20 protein-coding genes are annotated in these 21,539 nt (G+C 44.4%); 6 read left to right on the top strand and 14 right to left on the bottom strand.

The features are described 5' to 3' along the window. Positions 1-4: 4 nt before the first annotated feature. The 3 genes from LT679_RS06970 to LT679_RS06960 form a co-directional block, all read right to left on the bottom strand. A complete protein-coding gene (locus LT679_RS06970) occupies positions 5-664 on the bottom strand; it encodes an MBL fold metallo-hydrolase (RefSeq protein WP_232176740.1) in 660 nt (219 codons plus the stop codon). A gap of 8 nt (positions 665-672) precedes the next feature. Next, positions 673-1,446 carry a DNA-formamidopyrimidine glycosylase family protein gene (locus LT679_RS06965; protein ID WP_232176739.1) on the bottom strand — a complete coding sequence of 258 codons (774 nt, stop codon included), beginning with the start codon at positions 1,444-1,446 and terminating at the stop codon, positions 673-675. Positions 1,447-1,522: 76 nt separating this feature from the next. Beyond that, on the bottom strand, positions 1,523-3,130 hold the full coding sequence (locus LT679_RS06960; protein ID WP_232176738.1) for a gliding motility protein RemB: 1,608 nt from the start codon (positions 3,128-3,130) through the stop codon (positions 1,523-1,525). A gap of 146 nt (positions 3,131-3,276) precedes the next feature. Between LT679_RS06960 and LT679_RS06955 the strand changes: the two genes are divergently transcribed. Both LT679_RS06955 and LT679_RS06950 read left to right on the top strand, forming a co-directional pair. Next, on the top strand, positions 3,277-3,558 hold the full coding sequence (locus tag LT679_RS06955; RefSeq protein WP_232176737.1) for a hypothetical protein: 282 nt from the start codon (positions 3,277-3,279) through the stop codon (positions 3,556-3,558). Between the two features lie 88 nt (positions 3,559-3,646). Continuing rightward, positions 3,647-6,697, top strand: coding sequence for a glycosyltransferase family 117 protein (locus LT679_RS06950; RefSeq protein WP_232176736.1), 3,051 nt, complete (start codon positions 3,647-3,649; stop codon positions 6,695-6,697). 56 nt (positions 6,698-6,753) lie between these two features. Here the strand turns inward: LT679_RS06950 and LT679_RS06945 are convergent, their stop codons facing one another. The 6 genes from LT679_RS06945 to LT679_RS06920 all read right to left on the bottom strand — a co-directional run bounded on the left by LT679_RS06945 (position 6,754) and on the right by LT679_RS06920 (position 11,853). Next, on the bottom strand, positions 6,754-7,407 hold the full coding sequence (locus tag LT679_RS06945) for an HAD family hydrolase (RefSeq protein ID WP_232176735.1): 654 nt from the start codon (positions 7,405-7,407) through the stop codon (positions 6,754-6,756). A gap of 449 nt (positions 7,408-7,856) precedes the next feature. Further along, complete coding sequence (locus LT679_RS06940; RefSeq protein WP_232176734.1) at positions 7,857-9,113, bottom strand: metallophosphoesterase; 1,257 nt, start codon at positions 9,111-9,113, stop codon at positions 7,857-7,859. A gap of 150 nt (positions 9,114-9,263) precedes the next feature. Next, complete coding sequence (locus tag LT679_RS06935; protein ID WP_232176733.1) at positions 9,264-9,611, bottom strand: hypothetical protein; 348 nt, start codon at positions 9,609-9,611, stop codon at positions 9,264-9,266. A gap of 260 nt (positions 9,612-9,871) precedes the next feature. Next, positions 9,872-10,321, bottom strand: coding sequence for a DUF983 domain-containing protein (locus tag LT679_RS06930; protein WP_232176732.1), 450 nt, complete (start codon positions 10,319-10,321; stop codon positions 9,872-9,874). 6 nt (positions 10,322-10,327) lie between these two features. Then, the gene (locus LT679_RS06925; protein ID WP_232176731.1) at positions 10,328-11,200 is read right to left on the bottom strand and encodes an AraC family transcriptional regulator; all 873 of its coding nucleotides are present in this window, start codon (positions 11,198-11,200) and stop codon (positions 10,328-10,330) included. Between the two features lie 86 nt (positions 11,201-11,286). Next, positions 11,287-11,853 (bottom strand): hypothetical protein, encoded by a 567-nt coding sequence (locus LT679_RS06920; RefSeq protein WP_232176730.1) that lies wholly within the window; start codon positions 11,851-11,853, stop codon positions 11,287-11,289. 148 nt (positions 11,854-12,001) lie between these two features. Between LT679_RS06920 and trxA the strand changes: the two genes are divergently transcribed. Both trxA and LT679_RS06910 read left to right on the top strand, forming a co-directional pair. After that, the gene (trxA, locus tag LT679_RS06915) at positions 12,002-12,298 is read left to right on the top strand and encodes a thioredoxin (RefSeq protein WP_232176729.1); all 297 of its coding nucleotides are present in this window, start codon (positions 12,002-12,004) and stop codon (positions 12,296-12,298) included. A 90-nt stretch (positions 12,299-12,388) separates the two neighbouring features. Further along, the gene (locus LT679_RS06910) at positions 12,389-12,535 is read left to right on the top strand and encodes a hypothetical protein (RefSeq protein WP_232176728.1); all 147 of its coding nucleotides are present in this window, start codon (positions 12,389-12,391) and stop codon (positions 12,533-12,535) included. Positions 12,536-12,549: 14 nt separating this feature from the next. Here the strand turns inward: LT679_RS06910 and LT679_RS06905 are convergent, their stop codons facing one another. Next, complete coding sequence (locus LT679_RS06905; RefSeq protein ID WP_232176727.1) at positions 12,550-15,375, bottom strand: T9SS type A sorting domain-containing protein; 2,826 nt, start codon at positions 15,373-15,375, stop codon at positions 12,550-12,552. A gap of 374 nt (positions 15,376-15,749) precedes the next feature. On the opposite strand from LT679_RS06905, the gene LT679_RS06900 reads away from it, so the two are divergent. Beyond that, complete coding sequence (locus LT679_RS06900) at positions 15,750-16,319, top strand: YceI family protein (RefSeq protein ID WP_232176726.1); 570 nt, start codon at positions 15,750-15,752, stop codon at positions 16,317-16,319. A gap of 66 nt (positions 16,320-16,385) precedes the next feature. Here the strand turns inward: LT679_RS06900 and LT679_RS06895 are convergent, their stop codons facing one another. Genes LT679_RS06895 through LT679_RS06885 form a run of 3 tightly spaced genes read right to left on the bottom strand, consistent with a single transcriptional unit; the run spans position 16,386 to position 19,936 of the window. Further along, positions 16,386-16,859: a DUF2147 domain-containing protein gene (locus LT679_RS06895; protein ID WP_232176725.1), complete on the bottom strand. Its 474-nt coding sequence runs from the start codon at positions 16,857-16,859 to the stop codon at positions 16,386-16,388. A gap of 42 nt (positions 16,860-16,901) precedes the next feature. Beyond that, positions 16,902-17,270 (bottom strand): response regulator transcription factor, encoded by a 369-nt coding sequence (locus LT679_RS06890; protein ID WP_232176724.1) that lies wholly within the window; start codon positions 17,268-17,270, stop codon positions 16,902-16,904. A 20-nt stretch (positions 17,271-17,290) separates the two neighbouring features. Continuing rightward, positions 17,291-19,936, bottom strand: a complete 2,646-nt coding sequence (locus LT679_RS06885) for a PAS domain-containing sensor histidine kinase (RefSeq protein WP_232176723.1) — start codon at positions 19,934-19,936, stop codon at positions 17,291-17,293. A 202-nt stretch (positions 19,937-20,138) separates the two neighbouring features. Between LT679_RS06885 and LT679_RS06880 the strand changes: the two genes are divergently transcribed. Continuing rightward, a complete protein-coding gene (locus LT679_RS06880) occupies positions 20,139-21,314 on the top strand; it encodes a GAF domain-containing sensor histidine kinase (RefSeq protein WP_232176722.1) in 1,176 nt (391 codons plus the stop codon). Position 21,315: 1 nt separating this feature from the next. Here LT679_RS06880 and LT679_RS06875 read toward each other — a convergent pair whose 3' ends face one another. Further along, positions 21,316-21,537, bottom strand: a complete 222-nt coding sequence (locus LT679_RS06875; RefSeq protein ID WP_232176721.1) for a PspC domain-containing protein — start codon at positions 21,535-21,537, stop codon at positions 21,316-21,318. Positions 21,538-21,539: the final 2 nt, after the last annotated feature.

Below are 21,539 nucleotides of genomic sequence, written 5' to 3'. Positions count from 1 at the left end.
CTATTTACAAATTTACGGAAGCGCCAACATCGTATATCTCATGGAACTTGATACCCTGCTTTTCAAAATGCTTTTTGTAGTTGGTATAGCGTTGTTTAATAAAGAATTCCTTGGCGTAGCCATCGTGTACCGGGAGTATCTGCCGGGGCTGCATCTTGTCGGCAAAGGCGGCAATACCGCGTTCGGTGGCAAAGGGGGCCATAGTCACCATTAACAATAATTCAATTCCTTTGTAATCAATTAATTCATCGCTAAGTGAATCTACCGGGTAAAGTACTTTGTTGTTGATTACGAAGGCCGTCATCTGCGGTATCGGGTTATCCAGTAAAGCTTCGTGTGTAACCGGGATGGCACTTAATGTAAACGGCCCGATTTTGATTTCTCCTTCTTCAATCAAGGTAAAGGGTATGCCTGATTTAGTGAGTTGTTCACCAACCTGGCTGTTGGTGTATAGGTTGGCATTGGCAACAGCTAAAATGCTTTGCAGTATTTCCAGGTCAAAATGGTCAGGGTGAATGTGGGTGATAACAATGCTGCTTACATCTGTAAACATATCGGCGGTAACAAGCCCCTCAGCAAATGAGAACTTGCCGGGGTCGAATAATAATTTATGCCCGTCTAATTCAAATAGCAGGCAGGAGTGCAGGTATTTGCTAATTTTCATAGTGTGGCTTATTTATATAGTTCCTGTTCGTCGGTGTAATACGTTTTGCGCGTTCCGGCTTTTATCTTGATGTCAGCACCTTCTGGACTGTGTGTCTTTTTAGAATTATGGATCAGCATAAAATCCCTAACCTCACCATTTATAATATCCGGATGGCTTTTCAATATCTGCTTTTCAGCATCCGTCAATACACCTTTAATTGCTTGGGCTAACGCTTTAACCTTATCGGCCGGTATTTTATTACTTGCCGAAAATGGTGATATACGGGCATGCCACAAAATTTCATCGGCATAAGCGTTGCCTATCCCTCGGATCATCTTTTGGTCGAGCAATATATTTTTAATGGCCGATTTGCTTTTGCCAAGCAGCTCTTTATAAAAAGCTTCGTCGGCTTCTTTAGCCAGCGCGTCCAACGCGTCTTTTGGTTCGGGATTCAGTGTAGGGGTTGCTGCTTTCTGAAAATCGGTAAGGGTAAGGCCGGTATCATCGGTAAAAAGTATTTCGATCAACGAATATTTATTTTCGTTTTTGCCTTCAAATAAAAACAGCTTACCATGCAGCATCAGGTGCAGGCCGAGCACATCGCCTTTTGAAAACTTAATATGCAGTTCTTTACCATCCCGATAAATTGCTGTTACTTTTTGATGCTGAAGGGTATTGCTTAACTCCTCGGCGCTAACATTTAATTTACCGGTATGCGTAATAACTTGCTTTACGGATTTGCCTTTTAGCTTTTTATTGAGGTTATGGCTAAATGCCTGCAGGTCGGGTAATTCGGGCATAATTATCTGAATTTATCTGTAAAAAACAAAGGCGCTGAGATTATGTTCAGCGCCTTTAATGTTTATGTTGTATCGGTTAAAAATCCGAGTACAAATTGCGGAACGAACTACGCAACCCAATGCTAAACATTGCGGTGTTTGAAGTGCCCAAACGGTTGCTGCGCTGGCGATAGATGCCACCAATTTCCAGTTTTAAATTATAGCGCGGGTTGAGTATAAAGCCCACGGTGCCTTCAGCATATTTTAGAGTGGTATTGATGCCCTGGCCGGTTTCGGTGCCTGGTATTAGGTCGCCGTTGAAACCTCGTAGTATGTTTTTACCGAAGTTATCGTCGGTACCTGCTTCGTCAACGCCGTATTTAGCATATATCATTTTGCCTTGTAGGTCAAAACGGCCAACAGAATAGTTGATAATACCCAACGCCTCTTTAAAATTAGCGCCGAACGGATGTGCCAGCGGTTCGCTAAATGCGGTATAGCCGCTCATGCGCTGGGCGCCGGTGTAGGTATAAGGCTGGGCGGTATTGTACTCAGCCAAATAATTCAAATTTTGAACGCCAAACAGGTCGGCACCACGAACACCTGCCTGCCAGCCTTTACTGGTTATGGCTTTGCCTTCTCGGCCCTGCACACGGTCGAGCACCAATTGTGCGTAAACGGCATGTTTGTTCAGGAATTTGTATTTACCGTTAAAACCCGCAATAGAGTTACCCGGCTGACTTGATGGCCCCATCGAACTGGCAAAAAATACCGGGTTGATAAAGTTTACGTCAAAACCACGGCGGTTGCCTTCATCATCAGCTTCGGATGCTATGTAGGCGTTGAAAAATCCTAATGACGCACGGTTGCTGATGGTCCAGTCGATGTAATGGAAAGCGGCCCATTTACGGCGGTTATCGCCATAGGTATCAAACTTCGGTGCCTGCCTGTCCTGCATGTAAGCCCACATTGCCGTGTACTGTATAGGCCCAAGCGTTAATGTACCACGAAAAAATGGGTAGTTGGTGGCGTAATCTGATAGGAGCAGCGAACGGTAGCCATCGCCTATAAAGTTTTTATCCTGCCCTAAGGTGAAGTTTAACTGCTTAATGGGCGTGTATGATATTACGGCTGTAACGTACGACCAATCTTTGGTTTGTTCCAACCCACCCTTACGATCATACGCCTGGCCCGGTATCATACGGGTTGAGCGTACGTAATCATCTATATATGGCGCAAAGCGGCCCTGGTTTTCAAAGCCGCTGGTGTAAAAGGAGAATTTAGTGCCAATTGTACCGCCTATTTGAAACCCGCGGGTGTTAAGCCAGGTGCTTTCCTTGCTTTTAAAGTCGCGGCCTATGGTAAGGTCGGGCAGGTAGTCGGCGTAAAACGTGTAATCCTCTTTGCGAACATCAAACAAATGCTCCCTGAAAAGTTTGCGGTAAACCCATCCACGGCGATTGGTATCAGCACCGTAGTTCATCAGCGAATCATACCTTGCGGTGAGCGAACTATCAATCAGCAGCGGTTTAAACGCCGTATGTATGTTGTTTGATGTGGAGTACACATCGGCATTAAATTTTTGATAGAACTGGTACTGATAGGGGAGCTGAACTGATTGCGCCCGGGCGAACGTTCCGCACAGTAGCGCACCAGCCGTGGCCAGTATCAGTTTGCAGCGTTTAGCAGCGTAGATGTTTTGCATTTACAGTAAATATGGTACAAGATAAAAATAGAAGGCCAATATTTATATATATTTTGAGTAATACAGCCTGATTGTTAACATTATGATAGCTAATAGCAAATAAACGCTTATTGTTTTTATTTAGTGAATGATTATTTTAACCGCTTATGATCCGTAAATCTAAATCTGTTGCCTTATCAATATTGTTTTACATAGCTGCCTGGGTATTAATTGTGGTATTCAATTCATTTGATACTTTCAAATCTGGACCATGTACACCTAATTTGGATTTCTTAAGCATAATAGTGGCAATTATTTTTAGTGCAGGCTTAGTTGTTATAATTATGATAAAATCAGTTATTCAATGGAAGCGCCCGGATTGGGTACTGCTGCTTATTCATATAGTTGGGTTTGGAAGTTATTTCTTGGTGGGTTGGTTATTGAATTAAATAATTTCAATTAACTCCAATTTAACATCTCCTGTTAAAAAAAGTTAACGCATACTGTACTCCTTATAAAAAGCGGATATTTACGGCATTGAAGAAACTTTTACATCACTCCACCATGCCTTATAATAAAATTAACAACCTGCTGGGTTGGCTGTGCTTTATAATTGCCGCCATAACCTACACGCTCACCCTCGAGCAATCAGTAAGTTTTTGGGATTGCGGCGAATTCATCTCATGCGCGTATCGTTTGCAGGTATCGCACCAGCCGGGTTATCCGCTTTTCGCCATGATTGGTAAGGTTTTCTCCCTGCTTTCCTTTGGCGACCGTACCAAGGTAGCTTACTTTACCAATCTCTGCTCAGCAATCGCAAGTGCGGCCACCATCATGTTCCTGTTTTGGAGCATTACGGCGCTGGCTAAAAAGCTCACCGCTAAAACTTATGCTGATGCCATGCCTCAGCAAAGGCTTATCAGCATTATGGGAGCCGGACTGGTAGGGGCACTGGCCTTTACCTTTTCTGATACCTTTTGGTTTTCCGCAGTCGAAACCATTGTATTTGCATTGTCCTCTCTGTGCATTGCACTGGTGTTTTGGGCTATATTAAAGTGGGATGCCCATGCCGACGAGCCCGGTGCCGACCGCTGGCTGGTTTTTATAGCTTATGTAATGGGGCTATCCATCGGTATACACCTGCTCAACCTGCTTACCATACCGGCGCTAACCATGGTGTACTATTTCAGGCGGTATAAAAATGTCACCCTGAAAAAAGGCTTTATGGTATTTTTATTAGGTGTAGTATTGTTGGCTTTTGTACAATATGGCATTATTCAGTACACGGTTAAGTTTGCCGGCTGGTTCGATTTCTTTTTTGTAAACTCGCTTGGCTTAGGCTTTAATAGCGGTGCTATCGTGTTTTTTGTGTTGTTGACTGCGTTTATTGTTTGGGGGATATTATACAGCATCAGGCACAAAAAGTATTATGTTCACCTGGCGCTGATGTGCCTCTCGTTTTTGTACCTGGGCTACAGTTGTTTTATGTATGTGCCGATAAGGGCAACTGCCAATCCAACACTAAATAATACCCACCCCGATAACGCGTTTACGTTGGCCAGTTATCTTAACCGCGATCAGTATTCGCCGAGCCCGCTCCTGTACGGGCCGTATTTCGATGGTAAGCCAATCGACCAAAAAAATGGCGCGGCACGCTACCGCAAGGGCGAAACCAAGTACGAGAAAACAGGCTACAAGCAAAAGCTGGTTTACGATCATAATACCTTCTTCCCGCGCATGTTTAGCGATGATGGCGACGATCCGCAGTTTTACCGCCAGTGGATGCAAATGGACGATAGCCACACGCCGAATTTTATCGATAACATGGGCTTTATGTTCAGTTGGCAGATTTACCAGATGTATGCCCGCTACTTTCTATGGAATTTTGTTGGCCGGTATAACGACATGGACGGCCAGCAGAGCATGACCTCGTTAGATGGCAACTGGACAACCGGTATACTGGACGGCGGCAAACATCTGCCTAAATCGGTAACCGAAAGCCCGTCGTATGCGCCATTATACGGACTGCCGCTAATTATCGGCTTAATAGGGATGTACTATCATTTTAAGCGCCGCAGGCGCGATGCATTAGTAATTGCCTTGCTTTGGTTTTTTACCGGTATTGCCATTGTATTGTATGTTAACCAGCCATCCATACAACCACGCGAGCGTGATTACTCGTATGTAGGTTCATTTTACGCCTTTGCTATCTGGATAGGTTTGGGCGTGGTGGCCATTAGCGAGCTATTGCAGCAGCGTTTTAAATTAAAGCAGTCGGCTACTTTGGCTACACTGCTTTGCCTGCTTTGTGCCCCGGTGCTGATGGCTTTTAGAGAATGGCGAGGTCACGACCGTTCAACCAAACTGACCGCGCACGATATGGCATATAACTACCTCATATCATGCCCGCCTAACGCCATCTTGTTTAATTATGGCGATAATGAAACCTACTCGTTATGGTACGCGCAGGAGGTAGAGAACATCAGGCCCGATGTGCGCCTGGTTAACCTGAGCCTTTTTACCAGCGACTGGCTCATTAAGCAAATGCAGCATAAGGTAAACGAGTCGGCACCGCTGCCTATCACCATGCCGTATAATAAATATAAAGAAGGCGTGCGCGATGTGATCTATTATAACGATGAGCACATCCCCGGCCATGTAGAAGTTAAGGAAGTTTTTGATTTTATAACGTCCGACGATCCGGGTACACACGTGGAATATCAAAGCGGCATGGTATCCAATTATCTGCCTACAAAAAACTTTAAGATAACCGTAAAGCCGGATGACGTAATCAAAAACAAGGTTTTAACAGCCGGTCAAGTCAAAAACATGGCTGATAGCATTACCTGGCAGTATAACTCCAACCTGATTGTAAAGAATAACCTGGCTATGCTGGACATGCTGGCGCATAACAATTGGGAAAGACCGATATGTTTTACCGCTACCGCCGGTATGCGCAACATGATAGGTTTGGATGATTACATGTACCGCGAAGGGTTTACTTACCGCCTGTTACCGTTAAAGCCTGATACCTCGCTGCAGGATCAGAGTGCTAAGGTGAACACCGGGGTGATGTATGATAATGTGATGAACAAGTTCAGGTTCGGGAATTTTAAACACGCGCGGTTTTTGGATGAGCAATCGGTAACAATGTTTTACCCCGCGCTAACCACCACCTTTTTAACTTTGGCCGATGGCTTAATTGCCGAAGGTAAAAACGACATGGCGCGTAAGGTGCTCAACCGGTTTGACGAGGTGATGCCAAACTTGAATCCGTTTGTGGATGTGGCTAACCGTAAATCGCACATGGCGGAGATGGCTTACCATGTAAGTGATACTAAATTGGGTAATAAGCTAACGGGGGATATTTACGATTATCTTACAGATGAACTGAATTACAATGCCTCGGTGTATGAGGATAGCCCTAATCGTGTGGATCTGCGGATGGTAAACTTTGGCGTTTATATTTTGCAGAATATGGTGCGCTATACTAAAGCCGCCCACCAGGATGCACTTGCCGTTAAGATAGAAAAGCAACTTAGGGCATATGAACAAAAGTTTTCGGCGGTATTGCAACCGGTAGAGTAGCTAAAGAAAAGTGGGTAGTGTATTCATTACCCGCTTTTCTTTTTATAATTTACTGTTTACAATATATCCATCAATTCGCCAAAGCTTGATATGGTGGCTACCTGTCCGCTCTCTACCTTGCCGAAGCCGTAATTGCAAAAAATAAACGGAACGCCCGCTTTAACAGTAGCTTCGTAATCTCCCTGCGTATCGCCAACGTAAACCGGCGCTTTCAGTTGGAAGTCATTTACAACGTCTACAATATTCTCAGCTTTTGGCTGGCCTTTGGTGCCGTAGCATTGGAAACCCTCAAAATAATCGCGCAGTTTGCTATGGTTAAAAAAGGTTTCGGCGTAACCATTCTGGCAATTACTTACAATGAACAAGCGGTAACGCTCTTTCAGGTATTGCAGGGTTTCTTCCAGGTTGGGGTAAAGTTCGCCACCCAGCTCATTAAGTACTTCAAGCTCCGTTACCGAGCAATGGGCTTTGAACTCATTACGTTTTTCGTCATCCAGGTAAGGCAAAAGCTTAACAAATATGGCATCATAAGCCATACCGGTAATGGAGCGAACATCCGCCTGGGTAATGTCATCCCGTATAAAATCAACCTTTTGCTTGGCAGTTTGCCAGGCCACAGCTACATTGGCGGTACTATCCCACAAAGTGCCGTCAAGATCGAAAATTATGCTGTCGTATTTGTTTTTTAAAGATGCTGAAGTATCTGCCATAGGCTGGCAAAGGTAGTAAAACAGGGCAGTAGTTATTGTCTGAAAAATGCTACTTTATGTTAGGATTACAGGATAAACCTACTCAATGACGAGTAATCAAAAAGAGCGTCGGCCTGCCGGAAAACCGAGCGGGGAGTATGGCCTGTGCGGCTGAAGGTTTTTTCCGGCTTGATGTTTGGTTACTTTGTATCTAAGGTAAAGTAACTGGCCTCTGCGGCCAGGAGCAGACTGACGATGAATAAAGCACTAACCCCGAATAATAGCATCTTCATTACATGTCCTAAATTTCTTTTGAGCGATCAAAAGAAGCAAAAATCGCCGGCTACGTCCTGCCTGGTTAAAGCTTATGCTTTAGCAGGGCCTGTACTATTCCGGGCATTCCTGATGCCGGTAATGTCGTTTATTTACGGTTTGTGCTTTTTATTTATGGTAGAATTTAAGTGGTATTGTTACCCTTTCTTTAACGTTAATACTGTAATCTCCGGCCATATACCTAATCTACCCGTAAACGCCAGGAAGCCGAAGCCGCGGTTTACGTACAGTTTGCGGTCGTGTTGTTTGGCAAAGCCTGCCCATTGCAGGTAGCGGTATTTAACCGGGCTCCAGCGGAAGCCGGGCGCCTCAATGCCAAACTGCGCCCCGTGCGTATGGCCCGACAGTGTTAAATGCACCGGATTTTCGTGGTAGCGTACAACATATTCCCAGTGGGTTGGGTCGTGGGAGAGAAGTACTTTGAAATCATCTTTGCTTAAACCCTTGAGTGCCTTATTTAAATTGCCGACTTTAATAAAGCCATGCCCCCAGTTTTGTACGCCCACAAGGTGAAGTTTCTGGCCGTCCTTTTCAAAGGTAATATTTTCGTCCAGCATCAGGCGGAAGCCCATTTCCTTGTGATGCTGTTTCAAGGTATCCAAATTTTCTTCTTTAGCTTTAGGGCTATCCCATTGAATGTAGTCCGCGTAATCATGATTGCCTAAAATGGAGTATTGGCCGTACTTAGCTTTGATCTTGCCAAAGCGGCTAATGTAAGGTTCAATCTCATCGGCAGTATTATTTACTAAATCGCCGGTAAAAACAAACAGGTCGCTGTTGAGCTCAATTACCTTATCAATGCCTTTTTGTACTGCATCAGCATTGTCAAAACTGCCTGCATGAATATCAGATAGCTGCGTGATGGTAAAGCCGTCAAACGCTTCGGGCAGGTCCTTAAAGTAAACGTTATGGCGGTGCACCTTATAATCATACTTGCCCTTAAACATGGCGTAGAAAAATCCGCTGAACGGCAGCGCTGCTAAAAGCACAGCTATTTCACTGATGAATTTGCGCCTTTCGGGAAAATACGGATGGCTTTGATCGATACCCGATTTGCCCGCGTTTGATGCTATACCAACCACAAAACGGCCTAAATCTCCAAGTGAAAGCACCATTACAAACACTATTTTACTTACAAAAAATGCCATAAACACGCTAAGCGACCACATGTGGAACTGTGAAAGCCCGCGTGAGGTGTCGGTAAATGAAATGCCGATCACAAAAGTGAGCGTTACGCCTATGGACAATATCAGGAAAGTTGATAGTAACGCTATGCGCCAGCGCGATTGCCAGTCGGCAACCACGGTGCGTAAACCCGAAAAAACATACCAGTCAAGCAGTAAACTTACTGCCGCGAATATCAAAAAGAAAAAAAAGAAACCGCCTCTACGCATAATTTATATTTACCGCAATGTACCTAACCATTAGTAATTAAAGCGTAAAAATAGTGGCGTATTACGCTGTTAATGTACGCTTAACAAAAAACGAGCCCCGCTGTTTAAAAGCGGGGCTCGTTTAAAAAGGGGTATCAATAGTTAGTACTATTAATGGCGGTGATGACGGCCATGTTTATAATGTCCCCAGGCATGGCCACGGCCCGGACCATAATATTTAACTGCGCGGTAGCGTACCGGGCGTTCGTAAATAACGGTGCGTGGGGCATATACTACTGCCGGCCTGCGGTAATATACCGGCCTTTCAACCACTACCGGGCGTGGGCTGTAAACGATAGGGCGTTCATATACCACAGGGCGTTCGTAAACTACCGGTGGGGCGTAATATCGTACAGGTGTACCAAAGTTTGCGCTTACACTAACCTGAACCTGCGCGTTAGCTGCCGATACGGCTCCGAAGGTTAAAACAGCAATGGCAAATAATTTTAAAGTTTTCATCTCTCAAAGTTTTAGTTCAACATAAGTAAACAGCCGCCGGTCTCGTAAAAAATATCAATCATTATCGGCAAAAATTATAAACCGGCCGACGGCTGTTTAAATGTTAAACTCAGTAAAAAGGCGAGGGTTTAATCATCCTCGCCTTTTATAACTTAAAGTTTTAAATTTTTTGAGATGTTACGTTGTAACCTTATTTATAATTTATTGATAATCAAATATCTTATTTATAAAATCTATTCGCTTTAAAAAATCAATTATTTTTAATGCTGATGAGTGTCATGTTCATGGTTATGCGGCAAATCTCCGGATAGTTCGGGGCGGTATTTGGCGCCGGGTGTCATCCAATAAAGCAAAATTAATCTGGAGTAACGCAGGTTAAATGGTGCCAGCACCAGGATTGAACCCAGCAGTAAACCCGCATACAACCACGGCGACTCGGAGCCGGTGAGTATAATGGTTGCCACGGCTATGGTAACCATTTCCGCCACGTTCATGGCGTAGCTTACATACATCGCCACATAAAAATATCCGGGTTCGCGCTCAAAAGTAAGCCCGCAGTGGGGGCATCTTCGATACATGTTTTGGCCGGTAAGGTTATACATGCTGTTGGCAAACATGTTACCACGGCGGCACCTCGGGCATTTGGCCTTTAAAAACGCGCTAAATTGCGGTATATATTTAGTATCGGTTTTTGATGTTTGGGAAGCCATGGTATTTTAGTTTTTAAAGTTTTTACGAAATTCTTCGGGTGTTAGGCCGGCTTGTTTTTTAAAAAAGCGGGTGAAATATGAGTTGTCCGCAAAGCCGAGCCTGCCGCCAATATCGGCAATGGTAAGCTTAGGATTAATCAGCATACGCTTAGCCTCTAAAGCAACACGGTTACGAATTACCTCACCAGCGGATATGCCCAGCATATCGTTACACAAAGCATTAAGGTGGTTAGGGGTAATGTACAGCATAGCTGCATAATCTTTGGGTAGTTTAAGCATGTTGTAATGCTGCTCAATAAGCCGTTTAAAATTAGCCAGCAGGGTTTGGTTATACGTAGGCGCGGCCACTTCGGCGTGTTTTTTATGCTCGCGCGCTACTAACGTAAAAATACGTATCATCGCTGTGCGTATCATATCGAAACGGTAGCGGTCGGTGCTCGCGCTTTCGGTTATCACGTTTTCAAATAAGGCTGTAACCGCGCTTATTGTTTGAGAGCTGAGCTGTAAAACCGCATCGTCGGGGTTGCCGCTTAAAAAAGGCAGCTGGTCCAGGTAATCCGGCCTGAGCAGATAAGAGGTAAAAAATGCCTGCGAAAAGTTAATGATATAACCATCTATCTCCCCTTCAAAAAACCAGCTGTGCACCTGACCGGGTACCATAAAATATATCTGGCCCGGTTTTACATCGTAAGTTTCAAAGTCGATAACGTGTGTACCGCCGCCCTTTGTAAAGTACACTAAATGATAAAAGCTGTGCTTGTGTGGAAAATGCAGCTTGTCATGCTTCTTCAGGTAATCTGCAAAGCGGTCAGCCAACAGGTCATGCTCCTGGTGGCCGCTCAGTGTACAAATGTCATATATCGGGTAACCGCTAATCATACTACAAAAGTAGCGGTTATATACCACCGGTAATGGTATTAAATAACTAAGGTGTGGTACTTTTTACAGATAAGTAAAATGTTCCATTATTTTTTGACCTCCATAACCTGCATATTAAAGTCAACACCGGCCACAGGAATCTTCTCCCAGTCGCTCGTTGCAGAATCTTTATGATAGGTGCCGCCGTTAAACAAGCCGATAGAGAAAGCCGTTTCCATACCCGGCGAGGTCTTTAACCATTCAATACTCACCAATAAATCGCCGCTTACCTGAATGTCATAAGGTGCCAGATCGATAACCGGTCGTGATTTGCCTGGTGCTATTGCGCCGGTTATTTCCTGCTTAACCAGGTTTTCGCCGGCCTTTTCATCGGTAAATTGGTAAACGTTTACCTTAAACGGCAGGCTATCCTGCTGGCGGTTCTCTACGTTAAAAGTTAGTTTAAGCAGTTTTACAGGTTTTTTACCGGCTTTCATTTTTATGCCTACTTCGCCGCCTTTAACCGCGCCAAACGTGTTGTTTGATGAACCGGAACGTAATTTATTACCTATCGTCTTTATTTTTTGTGCTTGTGCGGAAAAGGTGGCCGACACGATCAGCATCATCAAAAAGGTTTTAAAAAATAGAGTGGTATTGTAAATTTTAGATTGCATTTTATCGGTTTTGTGGTTTGTACATCATCAAGACGATATCGAGTTGATAATGGTTGCAAATACAGCCATTTTTTTTGACATTTAATAAATAATCAGCCTAAACAAGTACATGCGCATACTGTTGTTACATTAGTTAGATTTAAAGATCATGGCAAACTTTCAAGACATCATTGCATCAGATAAACCGGTACTTATTGATTTTTCAGCCGAATGGTGCGGCCCCTGTAAAATGATGCCGCCAATACTACAGCAATTAAAAAACGCCGTAGGCGATAAGGTTACAATCATTAAAATTGATGTGGACAAGAACCCATCAGTAGCGAATGCTTATAACATTCAAAGTGTGCCTACGCTTATGGTCTTTAAAAACAGCGAAAGCAAATGGCGCCAGTCTGGTGTTATACAGGCCAGCCAGTTAGAGCAGGTGCTTAATCAGTTTATCTAATTAATAATCAGCTGTGTAATTAAACAGTTACTCAGCCTGCTTAAACCTTTATAAGCAGCCTGCCTCTATTGTGTATAAAACTTACACAATATGAAAGCTAAATTCAAGATGATACGCACCGACCTGTACAATGTACTGGTTGAGGGCAATGGCAACAGGCAGCAAATGGCAAGGGTATTCTTTTTGTTATTTGTTCCGTTGTATACGCTTTACGCCTCTTTTGGCCATTTCAACTAAACCGTAATAACCGCTTAATTTGTTTTGATAACCCTTTTGATGGTTGTTTTATCATCTTGTTTGATCATCACCAAGCAAACGCCTAAAGGCATTTTACTGATATCTATACGCTGCGAAAAGTCGTTACCCGTTTTGCTAAATTCATGGTTACTGTAAACTCTGCCGCTAACGGCATCAGCCAGACTGATGTTAACCTTGTTGTTGCTGTTGTTACTGAAGCTCACGTTTACGTAATTAACCGATGGATTTGGAAACAGGTTAATGGTATAACCTTGCTGAGTAGCTATCGTATCGGTTTTAGGAATAGCGCCAATACCTTGTTTTAACGACATAAGCGCTTTGCCCATAACGTTAGTACTTTTAGGTACCGGAACCACAAAAATCGGTGTTTCGCTGATGTTCAGGATGCACTGGCCGTTGGTAATTTTGCGCTTGCTGATACCAAGGCCCCCTGCCTGCGGTGTATAAATGCGCACCGAGTCAACGCCGGGCAGGTTAAGCGTATCCTTGCCGGTAAGGCCTTTTTCATCGGGTATGTAAAGTACATAGGCTGATTCGCCATCTGCCTCGTAACGGTCAACCACCGGCGTGCTGCTTAACGATTCGGCGTAGGTATATTTGCCAAAAGCTTTGTTAAACTGATTGATATACTCAGCAGCCAGCTTGCGGGAGCGGTTAGGGTTAAGCAGGCCAGATGAACTATATTGTACCGGGCTTTCAATATTATCATCATAAGCCTGGTAAAAGAAAAGGCGTTCAACACCACTGCGTGCGTATAATAAAGCGGTACGCAAAATCCAGTCGGCCTGGGTTTGCTCAATGGTTTTGTTGCCGATAGGGATGGCTCTTATCGGGCTATTCGGATGAACATCATAACCGGCTTCCGTAACCCAAACCGGCATATTGTTGCAGTATTTTTTTGCGATGTTCACAAAGTCCTTAGCTTTTTGCATGGTATTGTTTACCTCAGGGGCCATACCGCGGGTAGGTACCGAGTTTGGTATCATCTCGGCATCATGCGAATACCAGTGATAGTTAATAATATCCCAGCAAAGGTTTACAGTTCCATCAGCCTTATAGCCACGATTTATACGGCACCACTCTATCATGCCCATTACATATTCCGGGTTGGCCGATGCAAGGCCGCCCATAACCACCTTCATGTTCGGATCGGCGTTTTTAACACCTACACCTGGCCCCATTGTATTTTTATGCCCATCGTAAAAGGCTGATAAATTGGCGGCATATTCATACGCGGTTTGGTAAGCTTTACGACCTTTCCACCATTTATCGCGCTCGTTATCGCACTCAATGTATTTAATGTAGTTGAGGCCTACGCGAACAGTATTGATCGGGTCATCCGTCCAACGCGGAGAGCTGTTAACGGATAGCAGGTTTTTGTTGACAGACTTGTTGCCGCCATACCTTGCAGCATACTGAAATGCTACACGCGCCTGCTCAATGTATGATTTGGGGTCAGAATAGTTAGCACCGAATTTTACCGGTATGTTCTCGCTGTCACGCTGATCTTCGGGGTACGATTGCAGCAGCCAGTTAGGTAATGTTTTCAGGTCGGCCAACACCATGATGTTATTTTCGTAACAGGCCTTGTACATCGCATCGTAATTCCAGCCACCGCTATGCGTTGGGGCGTAGGTAAAGCCGCCTTGCTGAGATTCGAGCTTTTCCCAATCCATATAATGCCTTATTTGCGAGAAAGTGCGCATAGCTGCCAGGCGCTTGCTCTCTACCACAAATGGGTTAACCGGATCTTCAAAATCCCACTCAAAAGCGTTAACACCCATAAAGTTTTTAAGCGGATAACCGGCAATAAGAGGGGCTCCTGACGAGTCCGCAGGCTGCGATACCGGTGAAACCGGAGCGGCGGTATAATTGCCGTAGAACTCAATTTCTGTAGGGAACTGGTACCAGCAATTAAGTACAATGTATTTTACGTTGGTAGCAATGGTATCTAATAAAAACTGGTCGGCGCGTTCAGGGTAGGGGCCAACCCAGCGGTTCCAGTATCCGCCGCGGTAAGTGCCTATAGTTTTACGCTGGCCCAGGCTATCAATTACCGAAACAGTTAAAGGGTAATCGCCAAGGGCGCCGGTATAGTTAAAAAATTTTAGCTTGGCAATATCAATATGTTGGCCTTCAGGCACAGGGTAATAGGCATCGTAATTATTAAACAGCTTGCCCCAGCCGGTAGTTACCTCAACATCAGTAACGCCATCAAATAAACGGTTCAGGCCATCACTTACGTTATTCAGTTGGTACCAGCGGCTTAATTCGAGCGGTATTTTTACATAGCCGTCAGCCGGTTCGGTAACCGGCGGGGTAGTTGGTTGCGTTGGGTTATTGCCAACGTTTTCGGCCACAAGTTCAATGGCCGGAGAGGTAGCCCGGGTAGTATCTTCAACACCATAAGCAAATACCTTTTGCGGTATGTTGTTGCTATACTTATGTACAATAATAGCATCCGCCTCAACTGCCGATGGCAGATCAATGGTTTGAAAAATGCCATAAGCCGGGCCGGTGAAGTAACCCAGTAAGGTACGTTCAGTGCCGTTGAGGGCATAAATTTCGGCGGGCTTATCCTCAAACACGCCGGTATAATCATACAGTTTTATTTGTGATATGCGGCTGTGGTATTTAAACCGAAGCATTACATCGGCATAAATAAAGTTGTTTTCCCAGGCTTCAGGAACAAGCTCATCCAAACTATCACTTAGCCAGGCCGAATAATTTTGACCGGTATTTTTATTAGTTGATACTGATGACACCTGAATACGCTCTGGAGTATCCTGGGCTGATACCAAATAGGAGACTGAAAGCAACAGGAGTAAAAAAGTTGCTTTAACACTTTTACAAATAGAAACTACACACCAATTCATAACCAACACTTTATTTGGCGCCGGGGCATCCATCGGTGCCAGGTAGCCAATTATTAATCAGGGATATGCACTTATACGGCGTTAAAACATAAAGGTTGTAGAGTTTTATAATTGCGACAATTATTTTTTATAAGGTGATTTTTATTGAGTTTAAGTTAATATTTGCTCAACAGTTTTAGCAGCTTAATGCCTTAATTATTGAATATCATCAATTTGTAATATAATACATGTTTAAACAAATATTTTTATAATGCTTAAACCTATTGTTACATTTGTGCATCAAAACAAGTAATTAACACCATAATAATAAAAAGACGATGAAAAAAACAATTATCCTTTTGGCAGCCGTTTTAATGCAAACTGCTGTTTTTGCGCAAAGTACCTGGAAGCTTGACAAAGCACACGCTAACTTGAAATTCAGCACCACGCACATGATGCTGTCAGACGTTGACGGCCGTTTTAAAGATTTTGATGCTACGATCACTTCATCAAAAGCCGACTTTAGCGATGCTAAGTTTGATTTTACCGCCCAGGTAGCTTCTGTTGATACCGATAATGAAAAACGCGATGGCCACCTGAAAAGCGCTGACTTTTTTGACGCTGAAAAATACCCTACTATATCATTCAAAAGCACTAAAATTACGCCAGCTGGTGCCGGTAAATTCAAGGTAGCCGGTAACTTAACCATGCACGGTGTTACCAAACCAGTAACGCTTGACCTTTGGTTCCGTGGTGCAAAAGTTAGCCCGATGACAAAAAAAGATGTTGCAGGTTTTCAGGTTAGCGGCACCATCAAACGTACCGACTTTGGCGTAGGTTCAGTACCTGCTGCTGTAGTAAGCGAAGAAGTTGAATTTAAAGGTAACGGTGAATTCGGCAAAGCTTAATCACCTGTTTTTTTAACTATATAAAAAGCGCCGCTTGAATTAATCATGCGGCGCTTTTTTGTATAATCAATTTTTTGCAGTAGCGTTGACCACCCGCATAAATGTCATGGTACGGCCAATGAATTTTACGTGCCAGTAGCCTTTAACTTTTAATACATCATTGCTGGCAAGTTTGGCAGTGGCGTTCCAGGTTTTGCCGCTTTTGGCTTCGTAAATGTGGCCGTCGTTATAGCTTTTGTCTTCGTGATCGTATTTTAATCCGGTAACTACATCCATACCTAAAAGCTTACGGTTGCGCAGTTTTTCGTCCGGGTTGTGTTTGTCAGTCCATTCGCTCATGGGCTTGCTGTCGTCATCTTTAAACCAAACCATCTTGCCGCGATATTCAGCACCCGAGCGGTACATTTCAACCACGAGTTTCTTGTCTTCCGACGTCCACTTACCTAAAATAGCATCGCCATTTAACTGCGTAATATTCGCATCCTGTTTATAGGGCGCAGCCAGCAGGAGCAAACTTGTTACCAATAAGGTCTTTAACATCCGTCGAAAATTAAGGTTGCAAGATAAGCATCAGCGCGGCGGTTATTTGATAAGCGCCTCTATTTTGCCCAGCAGATCGTTCATTTCAAATGGTTTTGCCAAAAAATCATCGGCTCCGGCTTCAAGCGCTGAGTCCTTAATATCTTTACTTGCAGATATCATGATCACCGGAATATGCCTCTTTGCGTTATCTGCTTTAAGGCTACGGCAAATATCACGGCCATCTTCGCCGCTCATCCATATATCGAGTAAAAGCAGGTCGGGCAGGTTATCGTGCAGTGTTAACACCGATGAACCTTCAACGGTCGAGGTAACGGTATAACCTTCAAATTCAAGCAGCATCTCCACAGCGTCCACAATTCCCGGATCGTCGTCTGCAATCATTATCTTTTTATGCTTAAGGTCAGTCATCTAAAAATGTCGTAAGTATCTTATATAAAATCGTTGTTCACAGGCTCAACGGGTAAGCTGAAATGAAAGGTTGATCCTTCGCCTTCAACACTGTTTACCCACATTTTGCCGCCTTCGCGTTTAATAATTTCTGAGGATATGTACAAGCCGAGCCCCAGCCCCGGAAAAGTGTGTTGTTTACTGCCGCTGACGCGGTAAAACTGCTCAAACACCCGCTTGTGTTTATCAGGCACAATACCGATACCAAAATCTTCAACACTTACGGTAACAGTGTTATTTTGGCGATGTGTGCGTATAATTACCTCACCCTCAGCCGGAGAATATTTTATGGCATTGCTTATCAAGTTTACCAAAACCTGGCTGATGCGTTCGCGGTCTGAGAAAATTTTTCCCGTGTCTGCAAAATCATGCACAAGGGTATGTTTTACGGTAGTGTGCTGTAAATCGTCCATCACCTCTCTCACCAGGGTGTTCAGGCTAAACCAGGTCTTGTTAAATTGCAGCTTACCGGAGTTTATCTTGGTAACGTCGAGCAAGTCGCCTATCAGGTTGGTAAGGCGGTTTATTTGGTTATCCATACGGTTCACCATTGCCGCTTTATTATGCTCGCCATCTTTAGTAAGCATGGCGCCAAGCACCTGTGCGTAGGCCTTTATGCTGGTAACCGGTGTTTTAAGTTCATGACTGGCAATCCCCAAAAAGTCATCCTTTTGGCGTTGTAGTTGTTTATGCTGATCAATGTCGGTATTGGTTCCAAACCATTTCACAATGTGCCCGTCGTTGTAAAACGGCAACGCGCGAGACAGATGCCATTTATAAGCGCCATCGGCGTTGCGCATCCTGAACTCAACCTGGAAGGTGCTGCCTGCCGCCAAAGCATCATGCCAGGCTTTAAGTGTACCCTGCAAATCATCGGGGTGTACGTAGTAATTCCACTGGCGATTGTTAGGGTTCGAGGCATCAACCCCGAGGTAATCAGTTAAGCGGCGGTTTACATAGTCGATATCGCCGTTCAGGTTGGCAGTCCACAGTTGCACCGGCATAAAGTCGGTCACAAAGTCGAACTGGTTTATCTGCTCATGCAGTTCGGTATTGGTTTGCTGTAATTGCCTGCCGATCAGCGTTTCTTCTGTAATATCCGTGCATGATCCGATGTATCCTGCAAAGGTGCCGTCGTTATAATACTGCGGATTGCCTTTGGCCACGCACCAAATCTCTTTACCGTTTTTTCCTTTAAGCCTGAAATTGGTTTCGTAAGGTACGCGCCGTTCAAGTGAATTATAGAAAGAATTAGCTAACTGCGGCCGGTCATCATCTACAACAGCGTTCATCCAGCCATCCTTTAAAACTTCGTCATAGGCTTGGCCTGTCCAGTCGAGCCAGGTTTTATTTACGTAAGTAATGTTGCCGTCCTTATCTGCCATCCAAAGCGAGGTAGGCGAGGCAGATGTAATGTTGTATAGCAGATGCTGACTTTCCTGTAGAGCGTGCTTGTCGGCCAGTTCCTGCCGCAGGTCGCGCGCTATTGTAGCGCGGCCATTAGGCTCACCGGTTATTGGGTCGTGCACCAGAATAGTCCTTGCCTCAACCGGTATTGGCTCGCCGGTTTTAAAATGGCGATAGGTTATCCTACCCGCCCACGTTCCTGTTGCGGCGAGGCTGCTGGTATGGTCATCAATTATCCGGTCTATTTCGCCTGGCATCACGTAATCAGCATTTACGCGGCGGGCTTGTTCAATACTGTCAAGCCCTATCATCTCGCGGCCAAACGTGTTTACGTAAGTAATGTAACCATCTAAGCTGGACAGGGCCACAAATACGCTGCTGTTATCAATAAGCGCAAGTAGTTTGGCATTTTCGCTGTTGGTTAATATTTCGCGGCTGATATCAACGGCGGTTCCGGCAAAGCGGTAAACTTGATTGTTATCGTCAAAATAAGCTTTGCCCTTGCAGCGCAGCCAGCGTATTTTACCATCTGAAGCGCCAATGGTACGAAATTCACAAAAATATTCTCCGTTGGCACCCGAGTCAGGGTCGAGCGCGCGTTTTACCGCCTCATCAACAGTACCTTTATCATCCGTGTGAATGTTGCTTAAAACTTTATCGTAGGTAGTTACGTCATCCTTCGGGAAGCCATATAATTCTTTGCAACGTTCATCCCAGGTAATGGTATTATTAAGCGGATCAAGATCCCATGTTCCTAACTCTCCTGCGTATAAGGCAAACCGGGTGCTTTCTTCACTCAGGCGTAGCTTTTGGCGTGTAAGCACCAACTCGGTAACATCCGTCGCGGTATTTAAAATACCCCAAACTACGCCTACCGAGGTTTTTAAAGGTTTGTAAGTAAATGTGTAATAAAATGTTTGCAGGCGGCCGTCAACAACCAGGTCGGCACGGTCTTCAGTAGCCTCGTATGGTAGGCCCGACATGTATACGTTATCCAGCAAATCATGAAAGGGCTGGCCTTCCAGTTCAGGCAGGGCATCGCGCAATACCTGGCCTACCGCCTCCGGGCCTTTTCCCCAAAGCCGCAGCATGGCATCGTTAGCAATATGGATGCGCATCTCACGGCCGGTGTATAGCGCTACTGCCGTTGGCGATTGCTCTACAAGCGTGCGAAAAATGTCGTTATCAATGGGTGGTTCAGGTGTGGTTGAGCCGGTCATTTTTTACTGCGAAACTTGTAAATAATTAGCATAGTTGGTAACTTGTTTGACTTATTATAATACTGTAGCGCGCTTATTTGTTTTATTAAAATGCAATTAACAAAGCGTTCAAAATTAACTTTTGAGCAATATTTGTTAGCCAAAAAGTAACTTAAACAGGCGAGCTATCGTATAATCGACAATCCGTAAAAACTTTCATTAAATGAATATTGCGCAACTCCCGGCCAATGAGGTATCCCGGCTTGAGGCTTTGTATAATACTGAATTGCTCGACTCGCCACAGGAGCAGGAATTTGACGACATTGTTAAGCTGGCATCTGAACTGTGCAGCATGCCTATTTCACTCATTAGCCTGGTTGATGCCAACCGGCAATGGTTTAAGGCAAGGGTAGGGCTTGATGCTTCCGAAACGCACCGTGATATATCTTTTTGCAGCCATGCCATTTTACAGGATAACTTATTTGAGATACCCGACGCACGGCAGGATAACCGGTTTTTTGATAACCCGCTGGTAACGCACGATCCTTCTATACGTTATTACGCAGGTGTTCCGCTGGTAACCAGTACGGGCGACAGGCTTGGTACCCTTTGCGTTATTGACCGCATACCAAGGCATTTAAACGAGCGGCAACGCTTTGCGCTTAAAGTTTTGGCCGATAATGTGATCAAAGTGGCTGAATTGCGCATTAAAAACAAGCACCTCAATTACTTAACCCAAACGCAGAAACGCATAATCTCCATACTTGCGCATGATGTACGTAATCCGCTGGCTTCGTTAAAGTCCGTTATTGAATTCAGGAACAGCGATTTGCTGGATGAAGCAGAAACCAACAGCATGATGGGCTCCATCAGCTTGCAACTGGACAGCACCATTGATATGATAGAGAACGTGGTGAACTGGGGCGAAATGCAACTAAAGTTTGACAAGTTTAACTACGATAATATTGATCTCAAAGACTTGGTGCAGCGCATAGTTGGTTCGCAGGTGCTTAATAACCGTGATAAGGGCAATACCATTGTTAATGCAATTGACCAGGAATTTGTCATCAACACTGATAAGCGTGTACTGGAATTTATTTTACGTAACCTGATGAGCAATGCTAACAAGTTTACCGAGAATGGCACCATAACCATAAGTGCGGTAATGGCAGATAAGCAAACTGAAATTAAGGTTACTGATACCGGCGTAGGTATGCCTGCAAGCAGGGCAGAGCAGCTTTTTAAAGGTAGTGACAATGAGTCGACCCATGGTACACAGCGCGAGAGAGGCAACGGACTTGGCTTATTGCTGGTTAAAGAGTTTATTGACAGGATGAACGGCAGTATTTCGGTAACGAGCTGCCCGGGTGAGGGGTCGTGTTTTAAGGTTGTACTGTGAATTACAGATCGGTAAGCCGAGTGCGTGTACGTTTAACGTAATTACGGATATCAAGCACGATGCCTGCAAAAAAATAAAATATCAACGGAAAGCCTACAGCCAAAAACGACGAATAGATAAAAAACAGGCGAATTTTAGCTATTGATACATTAAAGCGGTCGCCAAGGTAAGTACATACCCCGAAAGAGTAACGCTCAAAAAAGGTGATTATCCTCTGCAACATAT

The sequence above is a fragment of the Mucilaginibacter roseus genome, assembly GCF_021215455.1.
Lineage (GTDB): Bacteria > Bacteroidota > Bacteroidia > Sphingobacteriales > Sphingobacteriaceae > Mucilaginibacter > Mucilaginibacter roseus.
The sequence above is the reverse complement of the archived record's forward strand: the minus strand, read 5'-3'. Positions and strand labels throughout refer to the sequence as shown.